The organism is Candidatus Micrarchaeia archaeon (assembly GCA_041650355.1).
In the GTDB taxonomy this organism is placed as follows: domain Archaea; phylum Micrarchaeota; class Micrarchaeia; order Anstonellales; family Bilamarchaeaceae; genus JAHJBR01.
On record JBAZLI010000002.1, the window covers coordinates 1 to 14,290 of the forward strand.

Here is a 14,290-nt window from a genome sequence, read left to right on the forward strand (position 1 = left end):
CGGCAAGATCCGGCGTTCCGGCGCTTCCGTTGCCACTGCTGCCCCCTACTCCGGTTCCGTTTCCAGCCCCGGTTCCGCCCGAGGTTCCTGCAGAGCCGTTGCCAGTGCCTCCACTGCCGCTGCCCCCTGCTCCGGCCGCAGTTCCATTGCCTGGCCCGCTCGCCGGCGTGGTGCATCCAAGCATGAGCAATCCCATCGCGAGGAGCACAACTATCAGGTATTTTCTCATTCGTTTCACCTCCTGCATCTTAGTTTCATGAAATCTTTATATATCCTATATATCCTGCTGATATCCTGCGATTACAATTTGCTCTGCTGCTTCCTGCTCTTCGCCTCGTCCACTGCCGCGAGCCAGGAATCCCCTATCTTCATCAGGTAATTGCCGAAGGTCCTGCTCATGTGCACCACCATCGGCCTGAACTTGCGCCTGCTCTCCTGCGCGACCACGGTCTCGCGCTCCACCTTTATCATGCCCACCCTGCGGAGGCGCGGGAGCACGCGGTTGTAGAACGTGGCCTTGGATATCCCGTTGTTCTTCACGTATGCGGACATGTCGTCCCCTCCGAGCACGAGCTTCTCGGAAAGCAGTCTGAGGAAACCGACAGCGATGTCGTGGTACTTCGGCTGGTGCTTTTTCGAGAACACGAAGTTCGCGACTTCCTCCAGGTTCCACAGGTTCCGCGCGAGATTCTCCTCCTTGTCCTGGAAGTTCCTTATCTCGGGGCTGTTGTGCGCGGGAAGGTAGAGCGTGTCTTCTGACGGAACGCCCCTGCTGGCTATCGCGGACTTGCGCCCGCCCTCAGTCCCTTCCATAAAAAACCCTTCAGCCGAATATTCCGCCGAACCCCTCGGTCGCGCTGTCCTCCTCCTTCTCCACGAGCGCGGCGATCCTTTTTTCCACGTCCTCATTGGCCCTTGCGGCCAAGCCCTTTATCTTCTCCTCGGCTTTCTTGAGGAACGCCTCGTCGGCCGAGAGGAACAGGTAGAATTTCGCCTTGTCCTCCCCTATCACCGCACCCTCCTTGGTCTTGTAGCCGTTCCGCGCGAAGCTGTCCGGGGCATACGGCTCGGCTTCGAGCAGCTTGGTCAGCTCGCCTTTTTTCGCAATTTCGCATTCGTAAACGCGCTTCATTGTTTCACCTTAGTTTTTTGCATCCCACGATGCAGTCATATAAATACCGAAATCCTTTTATTCTGATTACAGCATAGCCAATAAAAACAGCCGATGGAAAACCGGAAAACCAGATAAAAGACTGAAAGACGCTCGAAACGGGGTGAAAATATGTGCGGATGCGGATGCTGCGGAGCCAAGGGCGAATCCAAGAAAAAATCAGGCAAGAAGAAATAACTCCCTTCTTTATAAATTTTTTTACTCATCATTAATTAACTGCTGATTCAGCACTGCGACCGTAGTCTAGAGCATGCCTGTCCTAAGGCGTGCGGACAATGGTAGGATACGAGATTGCCAATCTCGCGACCCGGGTTCAAACCCCGGCGGTCGCATTCCCGCACCCTGCCTCTTTTTCGGGCGGCCGGGCGCAGGCCTCCTTGGGGGAGTGAGCCAACCTGGTAGCGGTTTTTGTGATTTTCGGATGGCAAATCCCGCCGGCATGCTGTCAGCTTTGGGAGCTGGTTATCCCGGTTCAAATCCGGGCTCCCCCACCATTACCCCGTACTCACAGGTCGCGTTCATGAAAATCAGGATAGCCGGAGCCGGTCCGGCGGGAAGCGTTGCCGCACTTTCAGCCTCTATGAAAGGCCATTCCGTGGAAGTGTTCGAGGAGCACGGCTCAGCGGGCTATCCGCAGCACTGCTCGGGGCTCGTGTCCAGGGAAGGGCTTGAATCCCTTTCGGACATGTTGGATTACAAACCCTTCGCAGTGAATCATATAAGCACCGCGCTCTTCGATTTCGCAGGGGAGGAATTCGAGATACGGAGGAAATCAGCGGCCGCGATTGTCATAAACCGCGCCGAATTCGACAGCGCGCTCGCCTCAGAGGCGGAAAGCGAAGGCGTCCGGTTCATGTATTCGAGAACCTTCTCCCCGGAAAGGGACTCGGCAGGCGTCGATGCGATAATAGGTGCGGACGGAGCGCTCTCGCGCACCGCGCTGCACTTCGGGTTCCCGAAAATCCGGACATTCGCATTCACGCTCAAGGCCGTTGCGAAAATGAGGTGCGAGGAAGCTTCGAAAGTAACGCTTTTTTACGACAACCGCCTTTTTCCCGGATTTTTCGGATGGCTAATTCCGCACGGCGAAAACGAGGCAGAGATAGGGGCGGGCACCACAGAGCCGGCATGCCTCAGGGGCGCGTGGGAAGCGATAGTGAAAAAGACCGGCGCGCCCGGCCCCGGGAAGCCGGCAGGGAAAATAATCCCGCTCGAACGCAGGGCCCGCATCGCAGGGGCGTTCGGAGGCGCGAACGTGCTGCTCGCAGGGGACGCCGCAGGGCAGGTCAAATCCTCATCTGGCGGCGGCGTGGTTTTCGGTTCTGCCGGGGCAAGGCTCGCCGGCGCGCTTGCAGGCAACCCGGCAATGTACGAGAAAATTTTCGCTGAGCAGAACAGCGCAGACATGGCGGCACACGCTTTCCTCAGGTCCTTCTTCGCGGCCCAGCCCGGAATTTCCCTGCGCATGATGTCCAGAATCTCGAATTTCATCGGCCTGAACCGGCTCTTCGCGTCGCGCGGGAGCATGGACCGGCCCACCCGCGTCTTCTCGGGCGGCAGGGATTAAGGTATTTTAACCTTCGCGGCCATTTATTCTGTGATAATGAGGGATAAGAATGGAGAAAAAACAGGCGCGCAAGCTCGGGGAGATAATCCCTGTGAAGAAGGAGGAGTACATACCCGGCGGGCAGACGCGCCGCGAACCGCTAAGGTCCAGATAACCGTTTCCTGAATTTCGCGAGCTTCCAGCCCATGCTGCGCAGTTCGCTTCTCAGTATTTTCACTTCCCTGTCCTTCATCATATCAAAGTGGCGCTGGCTCCTGGTTTTCCTGAGTTCTTCTTCCAGCCCGGCGATTCTCTTTTCATGCGCGTCGAGCGCCTTGCGCAGGTTCACGTTCTCCTCTGCAAGGCGGTTTATCTCCCCGTTTTCCTTATCCTTTTTCGCCTCCCGAGGATTCTGGTGCGCATGCCTCCTTTCAGGTTTGCGCTCGAGGCGCAGCATGGCGTTGTTGAGCGAAAAGCCCTGTATCACCAGGTGCTTTAGCGTATCCCTGTCGTGCGCTGTTTCCAGGAGCTCTATCTGCCTCAGCCGGTTCGCGTACGCGCGGTAGCATTTGACCGCCGCTGCGGTTGCGTCCCGCTCGTGCAGGTTTTGTGCTGACGGAGCGATTTCCCTCTTCTCCTCCTCCAGCATGCTCCTCTGGGGCGTGAAAGTGCGGACGTTGAACCGCGCGGCTATTTTCTGCACGAAAGCGGGTGCCGGGTTCACGTCGCTGGCGACCAGGCTCGGCACGCCCAGCCTGCTCACTTCCTCGACTATGCGGTCTGCATCCGCTTCCTTCATGGTCCCGCTCGCAACCAGGTTTCCGCGCAAATCCAGCGCAGCGAACGCGGTCTTTATGCCAGGGTCCACGCCTATGATGAGATGTATGCTCCCACCTAAATGGTCTTTTCCTGCTTCAGGAAGACGTGCCTGCCTATGCCCATATTTTCATCCACGTTCACTCCGGAGCCTATCCAGCAGTCGTTTCCTATTGTTTTTCCAGGCATCACGCAGCTGAGCACCCCGAACTTGACGTTGTCGCCTACAACGCAGCCCATCTTCTTCCTTCCGGTGTCCACTCCGCCTGCATCGGTGATGACACTAACGTTGCCTTCGTCGAACCTGTAATTGGCCGTCTGGGTTCCTGAGCCGAAATTCACGTTCTCCCCTATCACGCTGTCCCCTATGTACGCGAGGTGCTTGGCCTTCACCCCGTCGAAGAGCACGCTGTTCTTGATCGTGGTGCTCTCGCCTATCTCGCAATTCTGGCCTATGGAATTGTTTCCGCGCAGGTAGGAGTGGGGCCCTATCCTGGTCCCGGAGCCGATGTAGTGCATCCCGTTGTCAATGTAGCTGTCCGTTAGTTCGGCGCCCTCCTCCATTATCAATTTGCCTTTCACCGTGCAGTTCTCGACCTTGCCTGCTTTCGCCTCCATCTTCGAGAGCAGGTAATCCTGGGCCTCGAACAGCTCCCAGGGGTACGCGACGTCCATCCAGAAGCCCTGCACTTCCACGCATTTCGCGCCAACGAGCGCGTCCGTAATCTCGTATTCTCCGCGCAAGCTCGGGGTTATCTTCTCCAGCCCGTTGAACACGTCGCGGTCCATCACGTAAACCGAAGTGTTCACCAGGTTGCCCTTCGGGTTGTCTGATTTCTCTTCTATAGAGTCCACGAGCCCGTTCTTCACCTGCAGGACCCCGTAGCGCTCTGGTCTCTCCACCCTTTTCGCAGCCACGGTTATCCATTTGTCGTGGACTTCCATCACGCTTTTCATCACTGCGGATTCGGTGACGATGTCCCCTGCAACCACCAGGAACCGGTCCGAATCCGCTTCCTTTCCCTTGGCGGAAAGCAGGGCAGCCCCGGTGCCGTACTGCTCGCCCTGCTCCACGAACTCCAGTTTCATGCCGGGGTCGTTCCGCCCGAAATAATCCATTATCATCTCCTTCCGGTATTTCACCACTATGAGCGCTTCGGAAATTCCGGCTTTTTTCACTTCCATGAGCACGTGCCACAGGAGCGGCCTTCCGGCTGCATAAACCATGGCCTTTGGCCGCGTGTAGGTGAGCGGATGCATCCGCTTCCCTTCCCCTCCTGCAAGAATTATCGCTTTCATAAAATCCACCAATAGTCTCGTCTGTTCGAATCTTTTTAAAACATGCTAAATGTTAGAATGCCCGTCCCTGTATCTCGATTCAGGAACCTATGGCCCCCTTTATCGCATCCCTGGCCTTTGCAGCCATCTCCTCCAGCCTTTTCCTTTCCGAGAACTCCGCAGTAAGGCGTATGATGTGCTCTGTGCCGCTGGGCCGCACCAGGACAAACCCATCGTCAAAATCCTCACGCAAGCCGTCAATCGTATTCCGTTTCCCGCCCAGCGAAAGGCCCTTCATTATTTTTTCCATCGCCGCCTTCCGGTCAGCGCACTTGAATTTCTCGCGCACAATAGGGTATGTTTTGTATTTTTTCTTCAGCTTCGCGAGGCTCCCCTGCTCGGAGAAAATTTCAAGGAATTTAGCGGCCGCCATCATCCCGTCCGGAGTGTTCACTCCGCCCCTGAATACGTACTCGCCGGCAGGCTCTCCGCCGAAAACAGCTTTTTGTTTTTCCATCTCCACGCTCACGTTGGTGCTTCCCACGGCGACCTGCACGCTCTTCCCCCCGTTTTTTTCAATAGTTTCCTTCACGAGAAGAGATGCTTCCACGGTGTTGACCACAACGCCCTTGTGGCGCACGAGTTCGTGCTCTATCGCCATAGCGAACTGCGCGTCCAGCCCGAGCATTTCCCCGTTCTCGTCCAGAATTATGGCCCTGTCCGCGTCCCCGTCGTGCCCTATCCCAATCTGCGCCCCGCACGCCCTCACCATCTTCCCGAGTTCGGAAAGGTTCTCGGCGTTCGGCTCGGAAGGCCGGTAAAAGCCCAGGCCTGCGGAGTTCATGCTGATTACTGTGCACCCGAGTTCCGAAAGCAGGCGCGGCGCAATCGCGCTCCCCACTCCGTTGCAGTCCAGCACGACCTTTATTTTCGCCTTTTTTATCCTCTCCGCGTCCACCATTCCTTTTACAAGCTCAATATGTTCGCGTATCGCGCCATCGCATTCCCTTACCTTTCCGACTTCGTCCCATTTCGCGAGCTCCATCCCATTTCCGTATTTTTTCTCCACTTCCTCTTCCTCGTTTTTGGAAATCTCGTGGCCATCCCGGTACAATTTCAATCCGTTATATTCGCTCGGATTGTGGCTCGCCGTTATCATCATCCCAGGAATTTTCCTGGCTTGCGTGAAAAACGCAAGAGTGGGGGTCGGAACGCATCCCAAATCAATAGCGTTTGCGCCCCTGGAAACTATTCCGCTTATCGCCGCGTGCCTCAGCAGTTCGCTGGTCTCCCTCAAATCAGAGGCGACCGCGACCTCGCCTTTGGCGGAAGCGAAAGAACTAGCTATCCCCATCGCGAGATGAGGGGTTATTATCGTCCCGTAATGGTCCCTTATGCCTGATGTGCCGAAGAGCATGATCCGGTTTTCTGTTTGATGGTTTTAAAACTCTCTCATTCGGGGAATGGGAACTTATTTAAACATTGGTAATGCAATTTACTCTTGCACTTATGAGGTTAGCGAGGCTGTTCTTATGTACCACTTAATGAGCGTAGAGGAGAAAATCCGCATCCCGGCGAGCATGCTGGCAATGGACATAACCGACGCGACCAAGAAGGTCCTCAGGGAAAACTATGAAAGGAGGATATTCAAGGGAGTCGGTCTGGTGCTCAGCGTGGACGACGTAGAGATAATAGGCAACGGAGTGGTGGTCCCGGGAGACCAGCACATCTACTACAACGCGAAGTTCAACGCGCTCGTTTTCAACACCGCTGTGAACGAAGTGTTCGAGGCTGAAGTGAAGGAGATAGTGGAGTTCGGGGCGTTCGCGACCGTCGGGCCTCTCGACGGCCTGCTCCACGTTTCCCAGGTCGCGGGGGAAAAGTTCTATTACGACAAGAAGACGAAAACGCTTTCCTCAAGGGGGAAGAAGAGCATAAAGAAAGGGGACACGCTTTTGCTCAAGATTTCCACCCTCAGCATGAAATCCTCCTCGAGCGACACGAAAATCGGGCTCACCATGAGGAGCGACGGGCTTGGCAAGCTGGATTGGATGGACGATGAGAAGAAGAAAGTGAAGAAGGAGAAGAAGGAAAAGCAGAAAGAGTGATTTTTATGCATGCATGCAGGAACTGCAGGATGATTCTGGTGGAGGAAAAGACATGCCCGAACTGCCAGGGCACTGATTTGAGCGAGAAGTTCACGGGGGAAGTGATTGTGCTCGACCCGGAAAAGAGCGAGATCGCGAAGCTCGCGCTTGTCACCGCAGCCGGAAGGTTCGCCCTCAAGGTTAAGTGATACTTGAAGGTAAATATGTGAAAAATACGACGACACATATTTAAACCGAACCCTACATTTATTCTCCTTATGTTGTTCCGGAAAAATCCCAGAGCCGGAACGAACTTAATGAACTGTTTGTGAAACGCGGGTGTTTGATGATGGGTGGCTCGAGGGGAAGAGAAAAACTTTTGACTTGCGAAAGCTGCCGGCGCCAGGTCCCAAGGGGCAAAGCCGTCGAATTCGAGAAACGCAGTGTTTTCAGCACGGACATGCGGAGCGGGACATACAACAACGTTTCCACGGTAAGCAACATAGTGGTTTACTATTGCATAAGCTGCGCGAAGCACAGGAAGATTTTTGAAATCAAGAAGAGGCAGATGCAGAGGAGAAACGAAAGGCGATTCTGATGAACCGGCCTATCGAACTCGAAGGCAAGAAGTACACTGCCTTGGAGAGCGAACTGGGGAATCTGAGGCTCATCGTGATAAAAGCCAAGCGCGGATACATCGCCTGCAGCTACATAGACAAGGACACTGCGGAAAAGGTCGGCGACATAGCCGGCTTCGTTTCCGGAGTGAAATGCGTTGACGACATGCTGAAGGCGAAGCTCAGGAACACGACCACCTGGGCCGAGGACGCAGGGCTGCGCGAGGGGATGAGCGTGAAAAAAGCGCTTGAAATCCTCGACACCGGAGAAATTTGATTCCGCTTCCTTAATTTTTTCGGGGTTCCCCAATCTTTTACTCATCCGAGTTTGTATATAATTTGTCGATTGTTGCTTTGCCCTATTTTATCCTTCTCGCAGCAATGAATAGCGCGAGCAGGGACGCGAGAATCAGCGGAGTCGTGCTGCAGAAGTTTATCGTGTAGTCCCTCGGGGTCGCTTTTTGCACGCACTCCGCCCTGTACGCCTCAACCGCGCCCGTCCAGTCCCCCACCATGCTGGTGTCCTCTATGTTGTTGCATATTTCAGGATTTTTCAGCGCCTCCGCGATGTTCGCGTAGCACGTGTTCCTCTCGCTTTGCGAGAAAGCGTTGGAGCCCGGAGTTATCATGCCGCAGTATTGCACCGCGCTCCCTGCGTCCCCGCGCACCGCGAAGCCAATCGCGACTTCGTGGTAGCACGAATCCTTCTCCGCGCCCCAGTAGCTTTCGGTTATGCCCCCGCACTCATCTGGGCTTTTGGTCTGGAGGCAGCCGGCCAGAGCCAGGAAGAGCAGTAAGCAGAACGCTGCCGCAACAAGCAATTTCCCTACCATTCCACTGCCCCAAGAATCCATCTTTTTGAATCGCGCTTGACCATAATCCTGTAAATTTTCTTTGCCGCCGCGGTTTTTAACTTTTTCGGGGAGAGCCACTCTTCAGCATACGGGTTCCCCTCGTCAAGGTACTCCTTTGCCTGGAAATACATCTCCAGCAGGTCCGCGTCCTTAGCAATATCCCGTATCTTCTTGTCCCTGGTTTCGAACTCAGGCCCGAGCGCCCCCATAGCTTCCCTGATTGCGAGCGCCCCGTCCAGCTTCGCGTACTTTTTCGCGAGCCTGTGCAGGTCGCCGATGCGCGCCTCGTGCGCGTCGTGCATCAACGCCAGCGCCATCGCTTCCCTTGCCTTCCCAATCCCGAGCCCCTCCCTGCGCGCAAGGATGTACGCGAGCGCCGCGGCCCTGAACGAGTGCTCCGCGACGCTTTCGCAATCCGTTATCCCCACGGTGAGCCAGCCGCTCCTCCTGGTCCTCTTGAGGTTTCCGAGCTGGAAAATGAAATCAGCGTCATCCATCATTGCCACCGAGGCCGAGCTTCGTGCCCAGAAGCCCAATCATGTCCTTCGCGTCGTAGCCTAGCTTTATGAGCGTGGTGTGGCCCCGCATCCCCTTGCCGCTCAGCGTGAGCGTGACCAGCCCGAGGGTTTCCAGGTCCGACAGGTATTCCTTGTACCAGCGCGAGCTCCTCGCCCGCTTCCCTGCGCTGCGCGCGACCTTCTCGTACTCCTCGTAGACTTCTCCGGAGATGAGGAAGCCGCTCTCGTTCTCGAACTCCAGCTTCGAGTATTTGCTTCCGCCGAGGGTGAGCCTCGCGATTGCGTAGAGCACCAGCTGGTGGTTTTCCGGGAGCGTGTTTATCGTCTCCCCGGCGAGGTCTATGTCCACCTTCTTCCTCGCCCCTTCCACCTCCACGTCCGTGATTTTCTCCCTGTTGCCGTACTCGGCTATTTCCGCGGCCTTCTCGAAAAGCTTGAGCGCGTACCTCGCGTCCCCGGTCTCCTGGGCCGCTATCGCGGACGCGAGGTTCACCGCGGAATCGTCGAAGCACCCGGGGTTTATCCCGAGCTCGGCCCTCTGCTTCAGTATCTGCTGGAGCTGCACCGCGGTGTATGGCGCGAAAATCATCTCGTTCTCGTACAGGCTGCTCTTGCTCCTGGGGTCCAGCTCGTTCTTGAAGCTCAGCTTGTTCGAGATTCCTATGAGCGTTATGCCCCCTCCTTTCGCCTCGTCGTTGGAGCGCGTGAGCGTGTACACCAGCTCATCCAAATCCTTCACCATGTCCACTTCGTCCAGCACCACGACCAGCTGTACTCCGCGGCCCATCACCTCTATTGTCTTTTCGTAAAGGTAAGGGAGCCCGAAGCCGCTTTTTTCAAGCTCCGGGACGAATTGCTTGAGTATCTTCTGCATTATCCTGTACCTGGAATTGTATATCCTGCAGTTTATGTAGCCCAGCGAGGCCTTCCCGGGGTTTTTGCATATCCCTTCCATCACGCGCTTCACGCTGCACGTCTTTCCGGTCCCGGGCTTCCCGTATATGAAAAGGTTCTTGGGTTTCTGCCCCGCGGTTGCGGGGAGCACGGTGCGCCTTATCTCCTCCATCTCCCTGTTCCTGAACGGCAGGTCCTCCGGCACGTAGTGCGGCGAAAGCACGCTCCGGTTCCTGAATATGCGCTCCCTGAGTTCGTTCATCCTACCATTCCTTGCAAATGAAAAATGCAGGATTGCTAATTGGCCGGATATATTTTATAACCTTGCCCGCGCCGCCCTGAAAACGAGAGGTTTATGCAAAGATTTATTAATTACACATACCTATCTATCCTCGCAAATGCTTTTAGGTGATCAGATGGGAATACTGGACAAAATCTTAGGCGGCAAAAGCGAGCAGCCCGAAGCTGCGAACATCGGGGACATGCTGGAGATGGAGGGAGACGTTGTTAACCCTCCGGCGGACTTTTACGTTAAAAGGGTCGATTTGAGGAACGACGGCGACGCAGACTTGGTCGTGAAGGAGCTGGCCGAAAGGAACATCATAATCCTGAACGTGCTTCCGCTTGCGAAGCAGCCGAACAGGCTCAAGGCCCTGATCGGGAAGCTCAAGTCCTACACCGGAAAGGTGAACGGCGACATAGCGCTTTTGAACCCGGAGACGATTCTGCTCACTCCGGGCAAGGTGAAGATTGTAAAATCAAAGCCGAAAATAAAGCCCTAGTTTTTTCAATTCTTTCCTCTTCCTGCTTTTCTTGTTTTTCCAGCCCAGCTTCAGCCAGGCGTGGTTCATGGAGTCCTGGCCCCGACCTTCCTCCTATTTTTTTGCCAATTCAAGCAGGCTCTGTATAATCAGCCTCGTGCCGGTCCCGAGAGCTCCTTTCTCTACGAGCGGATGCTTCCCAGCTACGTAGTCCACCCCTGCAATGTCCAGGTGCGCCCATTTGGTTTCCCCTACGAACTCCTTCAGGAACGCGGCCGCGGTTATGCTGCTTCCTTCCCCGGTTTCGCTGGCCTGGTTCCTGAGGTCCGCGAAATCCCCCTTGACCATCTCCGAGTACTCTTTCCACACAGGAAACTCCCACACTCTTTCGTAAGTCCTGTTCCCGGCGTCCCGTATGGTTGCCGCAAGCTTCGCGTCGTTGGAAAACAGCCCTATCGCATGCCTTCCCAGGCAGGTGACTATGGCTCCGGTGAGGGTTGCAACATCTATTATCGCAGCCGGCTTTCTCTCGGCCGCATATGCGAGCGCATCCGCGAGTATGAGGCGCCCTTCGGCATCCGTGTTTAGTATCTCCACGGTTTTTCCGTTGTACATTTTCACTATGTCCCCGGGCCTGCCCGCGCTTCCAGAGGGCATGTTCTCCGCGAGCGGCACCACTCCAAGGATGCGCACAGGAAGCTTGAGCTCGGCCGCCGCCTTAAGCACGCCGAGCACTATGCACGCCCCGCTCTTGTCGTATTTCATGTCATGCATGTTCCTCGCGGGCTTGAGCGAAATCCCGCCAGAATCGAACGTGATTCCCTTTCCCACTATGGAGTATAGCGGCGCGCTTTTCGCCCCTTCGTACTCAACAGCAACGAGCATGGGCTCGCTCGCGCTCCCCATCCCGACCGCGAGTATCCCATTCATCCCCTTCTTCTGCAGTTCGCTTTTTCCCAAAACCTCCACTTTCATCCCGTGCTGCTTCGCGAGCCTTTTCGCCTCCTCTGCGAAAGCAGCGGGGTTGAGCGTGTTCCCTGGATTCTCGTCAAGCTCGCGCGCGAAATTCTGGGCCTCGCCCATTATTCTTCCAATGAAGATGCCCTCTGCGATTTCCTTCTCGCTCTTTCCGCAAACCACCAGCTCAGGTTCCACCCGCGCCTTCTCCTCCTCCGCGTCCTTTGTTTTGTATTTGTCCATGCGGCAGGAAGCTATGAGCGCCCCCTCGCAGACTGCCTGCGCCAGCTCGGCCTCGCGTTTCCAGCTCCCGGTCTTGGAGGTTTCAGGCAGCGCAATCTCGATTTTCGCGTATTTCCCTGCCTGCGCGAACCGGTAAGCGTTCGCGGCCCCCCTCCTAAGCCATTCGAGATTGAATTCGCTCTTTTTCCCCAGCCCGAAAACAAGGGCGGTCTTTTCCCCCTCGTGCATCCAGGCGCTCTGGAGGAGCTTCCCTGCGAAAGCCTTTGCCTTGCACATCTTCTCGTATCTGGCTTTGGCCCCGGGCGCCATCTCAACCTTCAAATCGTCTTCGAAAGCAAAACCGACTCCGAACACGCTGTAATTTGCCAAATCCGACTTTCCTGAGGATATTTTCATAAAATCCACCATTCTAGCGATATTCTAATGTGCTTATAGCGCCGCAAACTTAAAAAATTGGCGTTGGAACCGTGCATGCCCTTCGTCGAACCTCCACGGGAAGAATTATAAACTATGTATCTGAGAGTAAGAAATCCTCAATAACGGTGGTTTATCATGGCAAGGAGAAAGAAAAGTGCAAAAAAACCAGCGGGCAGATCCGTGAAAGCAAGGAAGCCTTCGTTTTCTGCGGCCGGGAAATCATACGTGCGGAGCACTCCAGCCGCAGTCGCGCCTTCAGACGACATTTCCTCGTTCGCGCTGTTCCTCCTGCTCGCGGTGGGCACGGTCGCAATCGCGTTCATGCTCTACTACAAGTGATGCGCGCGCCCAGTCGTGAGGCTTGGTTAAAAAACCTCGCGTCCAATTGGCTAAATCCAGTAATTCGTTTTACCCCTTATTTTCCGAACCCGAACCGACTATACGCGTATGCCCATAACTATCACGCTTTCCGCCGCGTCTGCCTGGATTCGGTTCAAAAATGAGAATTATCGGGCCTACGTTTTCGGTTTTTTCCAGGCGTTCGAACGATCGAACGGAAGATTTATAGGGTGTGTCTTCCTTTACCTTGTGCATGTTAGTCATGAAATTGGTGGTACGATGCCCATGAAAAAAAACAAAGCCAAGCCGAAAAAGAATGAAATTGCGAGCAATGAAGCGCCTTCGAATCCTCATGAGCCAAGCAGTTTTAGGTTGGAAACATCCACCTTTATCCTGTTCCTGTTCGCCGTGAACACTATATTGCTCTTTTCAGTGACATCGCCGGCGGAGCTTACTTACGATTCGGAAACTATTTATGATGTGGGTAGCGATTATGATACACGTAGCAATACTAATTCACAGGTGCAGCCGCAGACAGGCGAAGGGCTTGTTCCTAAAGGGGTGCCGCCTTCCGTGAGCATAACGTCCCCTGCCAATAACCAGGCATACTTCAATCCGGTTTCTCTTGCCTATTCTATAGGGAATTCCCCTACCTCTTGCTATTACAAGCTGGACAATAGCGTAAACCACCAGCTCCAGTATTGTGCCGGAGGCAGTATAAGCCTGAGTACGCTCAGCCCTGGTGCGCACAGCGTCTCTGTGTATGCGTCAAACAAATACGGAACAGGATTAAGGACCGTTAATTTCTATGTTAATGGCACCGGATAATCCATTTTATCCAGCCATTTCCTCTTCCATCTCCATTTTCTCGTTCCCCAAGCCGGCTCTCCATTTTATAATCATTCTTTTCTAGATAAAATCGATGTTGCGTCTCACATTCCTAGGAACAAGCGCTTCTATTCCCACTGTGGAAAGGAGCCTGCCAGCCATATCTCTTAGGGGAAAGGAGCACTACCTTTGGGACTGCGGGGAAGGCGCGCAAAGGCAGATGATGCGATACAGGGTTGGTTTTGGCAGCATCAAGGCAATCTTCATATCCCATTTGCATCTGGACCATTTCCTTGGGATATACGGGCTGATAGAAACCCTGCGATTATCGTCCTCATCAGTCCAGCAGCTGAAGATATTCGCGCCAAAGCGCTTTGAGGAGCTCTTGATAAACAAATGGGATTTCCTAGAAGTGCAGGAGATCAAGCCAGGCCTGCTCCTGAAGGATTCTGAGGCCTCGATTTCAGCTTTCCGCGTCGTTCATTCCAAAGAAAGCTTCGGCTTCATTTACGCCGAGCACGAGAAGATCAAATTCCATGAGGCAAAAGCGCATGGCCTTGGGCTGAGAGGAGCAATGTTCAAGGAGATTCAGGAAAAAGGACATGTGAAAATCGGGGGGAAGAAGATCCTGCTCGAAGACGTATCCTGGAAGAAGCCGGGCCTCAAAGTCGTATATTCAGGGGACTGTGTTTCATGCAAAAGCACGATTAATGCCGCTAAAGGAGCTGATCTGCTCATACATGAAGCCACCTTCGGAAGCGGGTTCGAGAAAGAGGCAATAGAGCGGAACCATAGCACAGCCAAGCAGGCCGCGCAGCTTGCCAAGGAAGCAGGCGCCAAAAAGCTCATTCTCACTCATCTGAGCGGGCGCTACAAAGATGCAAAATCACTCCTGGATGAAGCCCAAAAAATATTTCCAAACACTTCTATTGCAGAAGACGGATTGAACATCGAATTGAGATAG

19 protein-coding genes and 2 tRNA genes are annotated in these 14,290 nt (G+C 54.6%); 11 read left to right on the forward strand and 10 right to left on the reverse strand.

What is annotated here, in order from left to right:
* The 3 genes from WC488_00175 to WC488_00185 form a co-directional block, all read right to left on the reverse strand.
* The coding region (locus tag WC488_00175; protein ID MFA5076833.1) for a hypothetical protein at positions 1–229 on the reverse strand (229 nt) is incomplete at its 3' end.
* Positions 230–300: 71 nt separating this feature from the next.
* Positions 301–813: a hypothetical protein gene (locus tag WC488_00180; GenBank protein ID MFA5076834.1), complete on the reverse strand. Its 513-nt coding sequence runs from the start codon at positions 811–813 to the stop codon at positions 301–303.
* 10 nt (positions 814–823) lie between these two features.
* Positions 824–1,132, reverse strand: coding sequence for a hypothetical protein (locus WC488_00185; protein ID MFA5076835.1), 309 nt, complete (start codon positions 1,130–1,132; stop codon positions 824–826).
* Positions 1,133–1,403: 271 nt separating this feature from the next.
* Between WC488_00185 and WC488_00190 the strand changes: the two genes are divergently transcribed.
* The 3 genes from WC488_00190 to WC488_00200 all read left to right on the forward strand — a co-directional run bounded on the left by WC488_00190 (position 1,404) and on the right by WC488_00200 (position 2,738).
* A tRNA-Gly gene (locus tag WC488_00190) sits at positions 1,404–1,503 on the forward strand.
* 47 nt (positions 1,504–1,550) lie between these two features.
* A tRNA-Pro gene (locus tag WC488_00195) sits at positions 1,551–1,665 on the forward strand.
* Positions 1,666–1,691: 26 nt separating this feature from the next.
* Positions 1,692–2,738, forward strand: coding sequence for an NAD(P)-binding protein (locus tag WC488_00200; protein ID MFA5076836.1), 1,047 nt, complete (start codon positions 1,692–1,694; stop codon positions 2,736–2,738).
* A gap of 139 nt (positions 2,739–2,877) precedes the next feature.
* Here WC488_00200 and WC488_00205 read toward each other — a convergent pair whose 3' ends face one another.
* From WC488_00205 to WC488_00215, 3 genes are all read right to left on the reverse strand, one after another.
* On the reverse strand, positions 2,878–3,603 hold the full coding sequence (locus tag WC488_00205; protein ID MFA5076837.1) for a DUF460 domain-containing protein: 726 nt from the start codon (positions 3,601–3,603) through the stop codon (positions 2,878–2,880).
* A gap of 8 nt (positions 3,604–3,611) precedes the next feature.
* Positions 3,612–4,832, reverse strand: coding sequence for a bifunctional sugar-1-phosphate nucleotidylyltransferase/acetyltransferase (gene glmU, locus WC488_00210; GenBank protein ID MFA5076838.1), 1,221 nt, complete (start codon positions 4,830–4,832; stop codon positions 3,612–3,614).
* Between the two features lie 79 nt (positions 4,833–4,911).
* Positions 4,912–6,228 (reverse strand): phosphoglucosamine mutase, encoded by a 1,317-nt coding sequence (locus WC488_00215; protein MFA5076839.1) that lies wholly within the window; start codon positions 6,226–6,228, stop codon positions 4,912–4,914.
* A 115-nt stretch (positions 6,229–6,343) separates the two neighbouring features.
* Here WC488_00215 and WC488_00220 point away from each other — a divergent pair, with 115 nt between their 5' ends.
* From WC488_00220 to WC488_00235, 4 genes are all read left to right on the forward strand, one after another.
* The gene (locus WC488_00220; GenBank protein ID MFA5076840.1) at positions 6,344–6,919 is read left to right on the forward strand and encodes a DNA-directed RNA polymerase; all 576 of its coding nucleotides are present in this window, start codon (positions 6,344–6,346) and stop codon (positions 6,917–6,919) included.
* A 5-nt stretch (positions 6,920–6,924) separates the two neighbouring features.
* The gene (spt4, locus tag WC488_00225) at positions 6,925–7,107 is read left to right on the forward strand and encodes a transcription elongation factor subunit Spt4 (GenBank protein MFA5076841.1); all 183 of its coding nucleotides are present in this window, start codon (positions 6,925–6,927) and stop codon (positions 7,105–7,107) included.
* A 140-nt stretch (positions 7,108–7,247) separates the two neighbouring features.
* Positions 7,248–7,496, forward strand: a complete 249-nt coding sequence (locus WC488_00230) for a hypothetical protein (GenBank protein MFA5076842.1) — start codon at positions 7,248–7,250, stop codon at positions 7,494–7,496.
* Complete coding sequence (locus tag WC488_00235) at positions 7,496–7,792, forward strand: DUF1805 domain-containing protein (protein ID MFA5076843.1); 297 nt, start codon at positions 7,496–7,498, stop codon at positions 7,790–7,792. Before WC488_00230 ends, WC488_00235 begins: the two co-directional genes overlap by 1 nt.
* Positions 7,793–7,874: 82 nt before the next feature.
* Here WC488_00235 and WC488_00240 read toward each other — a convergent pair whose 3' ends face one another.
* From WC488_00240 to WC488_00250, 3 genes are read right to left on the reverse strand one after another with little or no spacing between them, the layout of a single operon-like run.
* The gene (locus tag WC488_00240; GenBank protein ID MFA5076844.1) at positions 7,875–8,348 is read right to left on the reverse strand and encodes a hypothetical protein; all 474 of its coding nucleotides are present in this window, start codon (positions 8,346–8,348) and stop codon (positions 7,875–7,877) included.
* Positions 8,342–8,866 carry an HD domain-containing protein gene (locus tag WC488_00245; GenBank protein MFA5076845.1) on the reverse strand — a complete coding sequence of 175 codons (525 nt, stop codon included), beginning with the start codon at positions 8,864–8,866 and terminating at the stop codon, positions 8,342–8,344. Before WC488_00245 ends, WC488_00240 begins: the two co-directional genes overlap by 7 nt.
* Positions 8,859–10,043 carry an AAA family ATPase gene (locus WC488_00250; protein ID MFA5076846.1) on the reverse strand — a complete coding sequence of 395 codons (1,185 nt, stop codon included), beginning with the start codon at positions 10,041–10,043 and terminating at the stop codon, positions 8,859–8,861. Before WC488_00250 ends, WC488_00245 begins: the two co-directional genes overlap by 8 nt.
* A gap of 154 nt (positions 10,044–10,197) precedes the next feature.
* Between WC488_00250 and sepF the strand changes: the two genes are divergently transcribed.
* Positions 10,198–10,563, forward strand: coding sequence for a cell division protein SepF (gene sepF, locus WC488_00255; protein MFA5076847.1), 366 nt, complete (start codon positions 10,198–10,200; stop codon positions 10,561–10,563).
* A 93-nt stretch (positions 10,564–10,656) separates the two neighbouring features.
* On the opposite strand, the gene WC488_00260 is transcribed toward sepF, so the two are convergent.
* A complete protein-coding gene (locus WC488_00260) occupies positions 10,657–12,138 on the reverse strand; it encodes a leucyl aminopeptidase (GenBank protein ID MFA5076848.1) in 1,482 nt (493 codons plus the stop codon).
* Between the two features lie 156 nt (positions 12,139–12,294).
* On the opposite strand from WC488_00260, the gene WC488_00265 reads away from it, so the two are divergent.
* The 3 genes from WC488_00265 (at position 12,295) to WC488_00275 (ending at position 14,290) form a co-directional block, all read left to right on the forward strand.
* Positions 12,295–12,498: a hypothetical protein gene (locus tag WC488_00265; protein MFA5076849.1), complete on the forward strand. Its 204-nt coding sequence runs from the start codon at positions 12,295–12,297 to the stop codon at positions 12,496–12,498.
* Positions 12,499–12,777: 279 nt separating this feature from the next.
* Positions 12,778–13,326: a hypothetical protein gene (locus tag WC488_00270; protein ID MFA5076850.1), complete on the forward strand. Its 549-nt coding sequence runs from the start codon at positions 12,778–12,780 to the stop codon at positions 13,324–13,326.
* A gap of 94 nt (positions 13,327–13,420) precedes the next feature.
* The gene (locus WC488_00275) at positions 13,421–14,290 is read left to right on the forward strand and encodes a ribonuclease Z (protein ID MFA5076851.1); all 870 of its coding nucleotides are present in this window, start codon (positions 13,421–13,423) and stop codon (positions 14,288–14,290) included.

What these genes read in the sequence shown, in the direction of transcription:
- WC488_00180 (MFA5076834.1), bottom strand. Translation starts at nt 813, where the DNA reads ATGGAAGGGACTGAGGGCGGGCGCAAGTCCGCGATAGCCAGCAGGGGC.
- WC488_00185 (MFA5076835.1), bottom strand. Translation starts at nt 1,132, where the DNA reads ATGAAGCGCGTTTACGAATGCGAAATTGCGAAAAAAGGCGAGCTGACC.
- WC488_00200 (MFA5076836.1), top strand. Translation starts at nt 1,692, where the DNA reads ATGAAAATCAGGATAGCCGGAGCCGGTCCGGCGGGAAGCGTTGCCGCA.
- glmU (MFA5076838.1), bottom strand. Translation starts at nt 4,832, where the DNA reads ATGAAAGCGATAATTCTTGCAGGAGGGGAAGGGAAGCGGATGCATCCG.
- WC488_00215 (MFA5076839.1), bottom strand. Translation starts at nt 6,228, where the DNA reads ATGCTCTTCGGCACATCAGGCATAAGGGACCATTACGGGACGATAATA.
- WC488_00220 (MFA5076840.1), top strand. Translation starts at nt 6,344, where the DNA reads ATGTACCACTTAATGAGCGTAGAGGAGAAAATCCGCATCCCGGCGAGC.
- spt4 (MFA5076841.1), top strand. Translation starts at nt 6,925, where the DNA reads ATGCATGCATGCAGGAACTGCAGGATGATTCTGGTGGAGGAAAAGACA.
- WC488_00230 (MFA5076842.1), top strand. Translation starts at nt 7,248, where the DNA reads ATGGGTGGCTCGAGGGGAAGAGAAAAACTTTTGACTTGCGAAAGCTGC.
- WC488_00235 (MFA5076843.1), top strand. Translation starts at nt 7,496, where the DNA reads ATGAACCGGCCTATCGAACTCGAAGGCAAGAAGTACACTGCCTTGGAG.
- WC488_00240 (MFA5076844.1), bottom strand. Translation starts at nt 8,348, where the DNA reads ATGGTAGGGAAATTGCTTGTTGCGGCAGCGTTCTGCTTACTGCTCTTC.
- WC488_00245 (MFA5076845.1), bottom strand. Translation starts at nt 8,866, where the DNA reads ATGGATGACGCTGATTTCATTTTCCAGCTCGGAAACCTCAAGAGGACC.
- WC488_00250 (MFA5076846.1), bottom strand. Translation starts at nt 10,043, where the DNA reads ATGAACGAACTCAGGGAGCGCATATTCAGGAACCGGAGCGTGCTTTCG.
- sepF (MFA5076847.1), top strand. Translation starts at nt 10,198, where the DNA reads ATGGGAATACTGGACAAAATCTTAGGCGGCAAAAGCGAGCAGCCCGAA.
- WC488_00260 (MFA5076848.1), bottom strand. Translation starts at nt 12,138, where the DNA reads ATGAAAATATCCTCAGGAAAGTCGGATTTGGCAAATTACAGCGTGTTC.
- WC488_00265 (MFA5076849.1), top strand. Translation starts at nt 12,295, where the DNA reads ATGGCAAGGAGAAAGAAAAGTGCAAAAAAACCAGCGGGCAGATCCGTG.
- WC488_00270 (MFA5076850.1), top strand. Translation starts at nt 12,778, where the DNA reads ATGCCCATGAAAAAAAACAAAGCCAAGCCGAAAAAGAATGAAATTGCG.
- WC488_00275 (MFA5076851.1), top strand. Translation starts at nt 13,421, where the DNA reads ATGTTGCGTCTCACATTCCTAGGAACAAGCGCTTCTATTCCCACTGTG.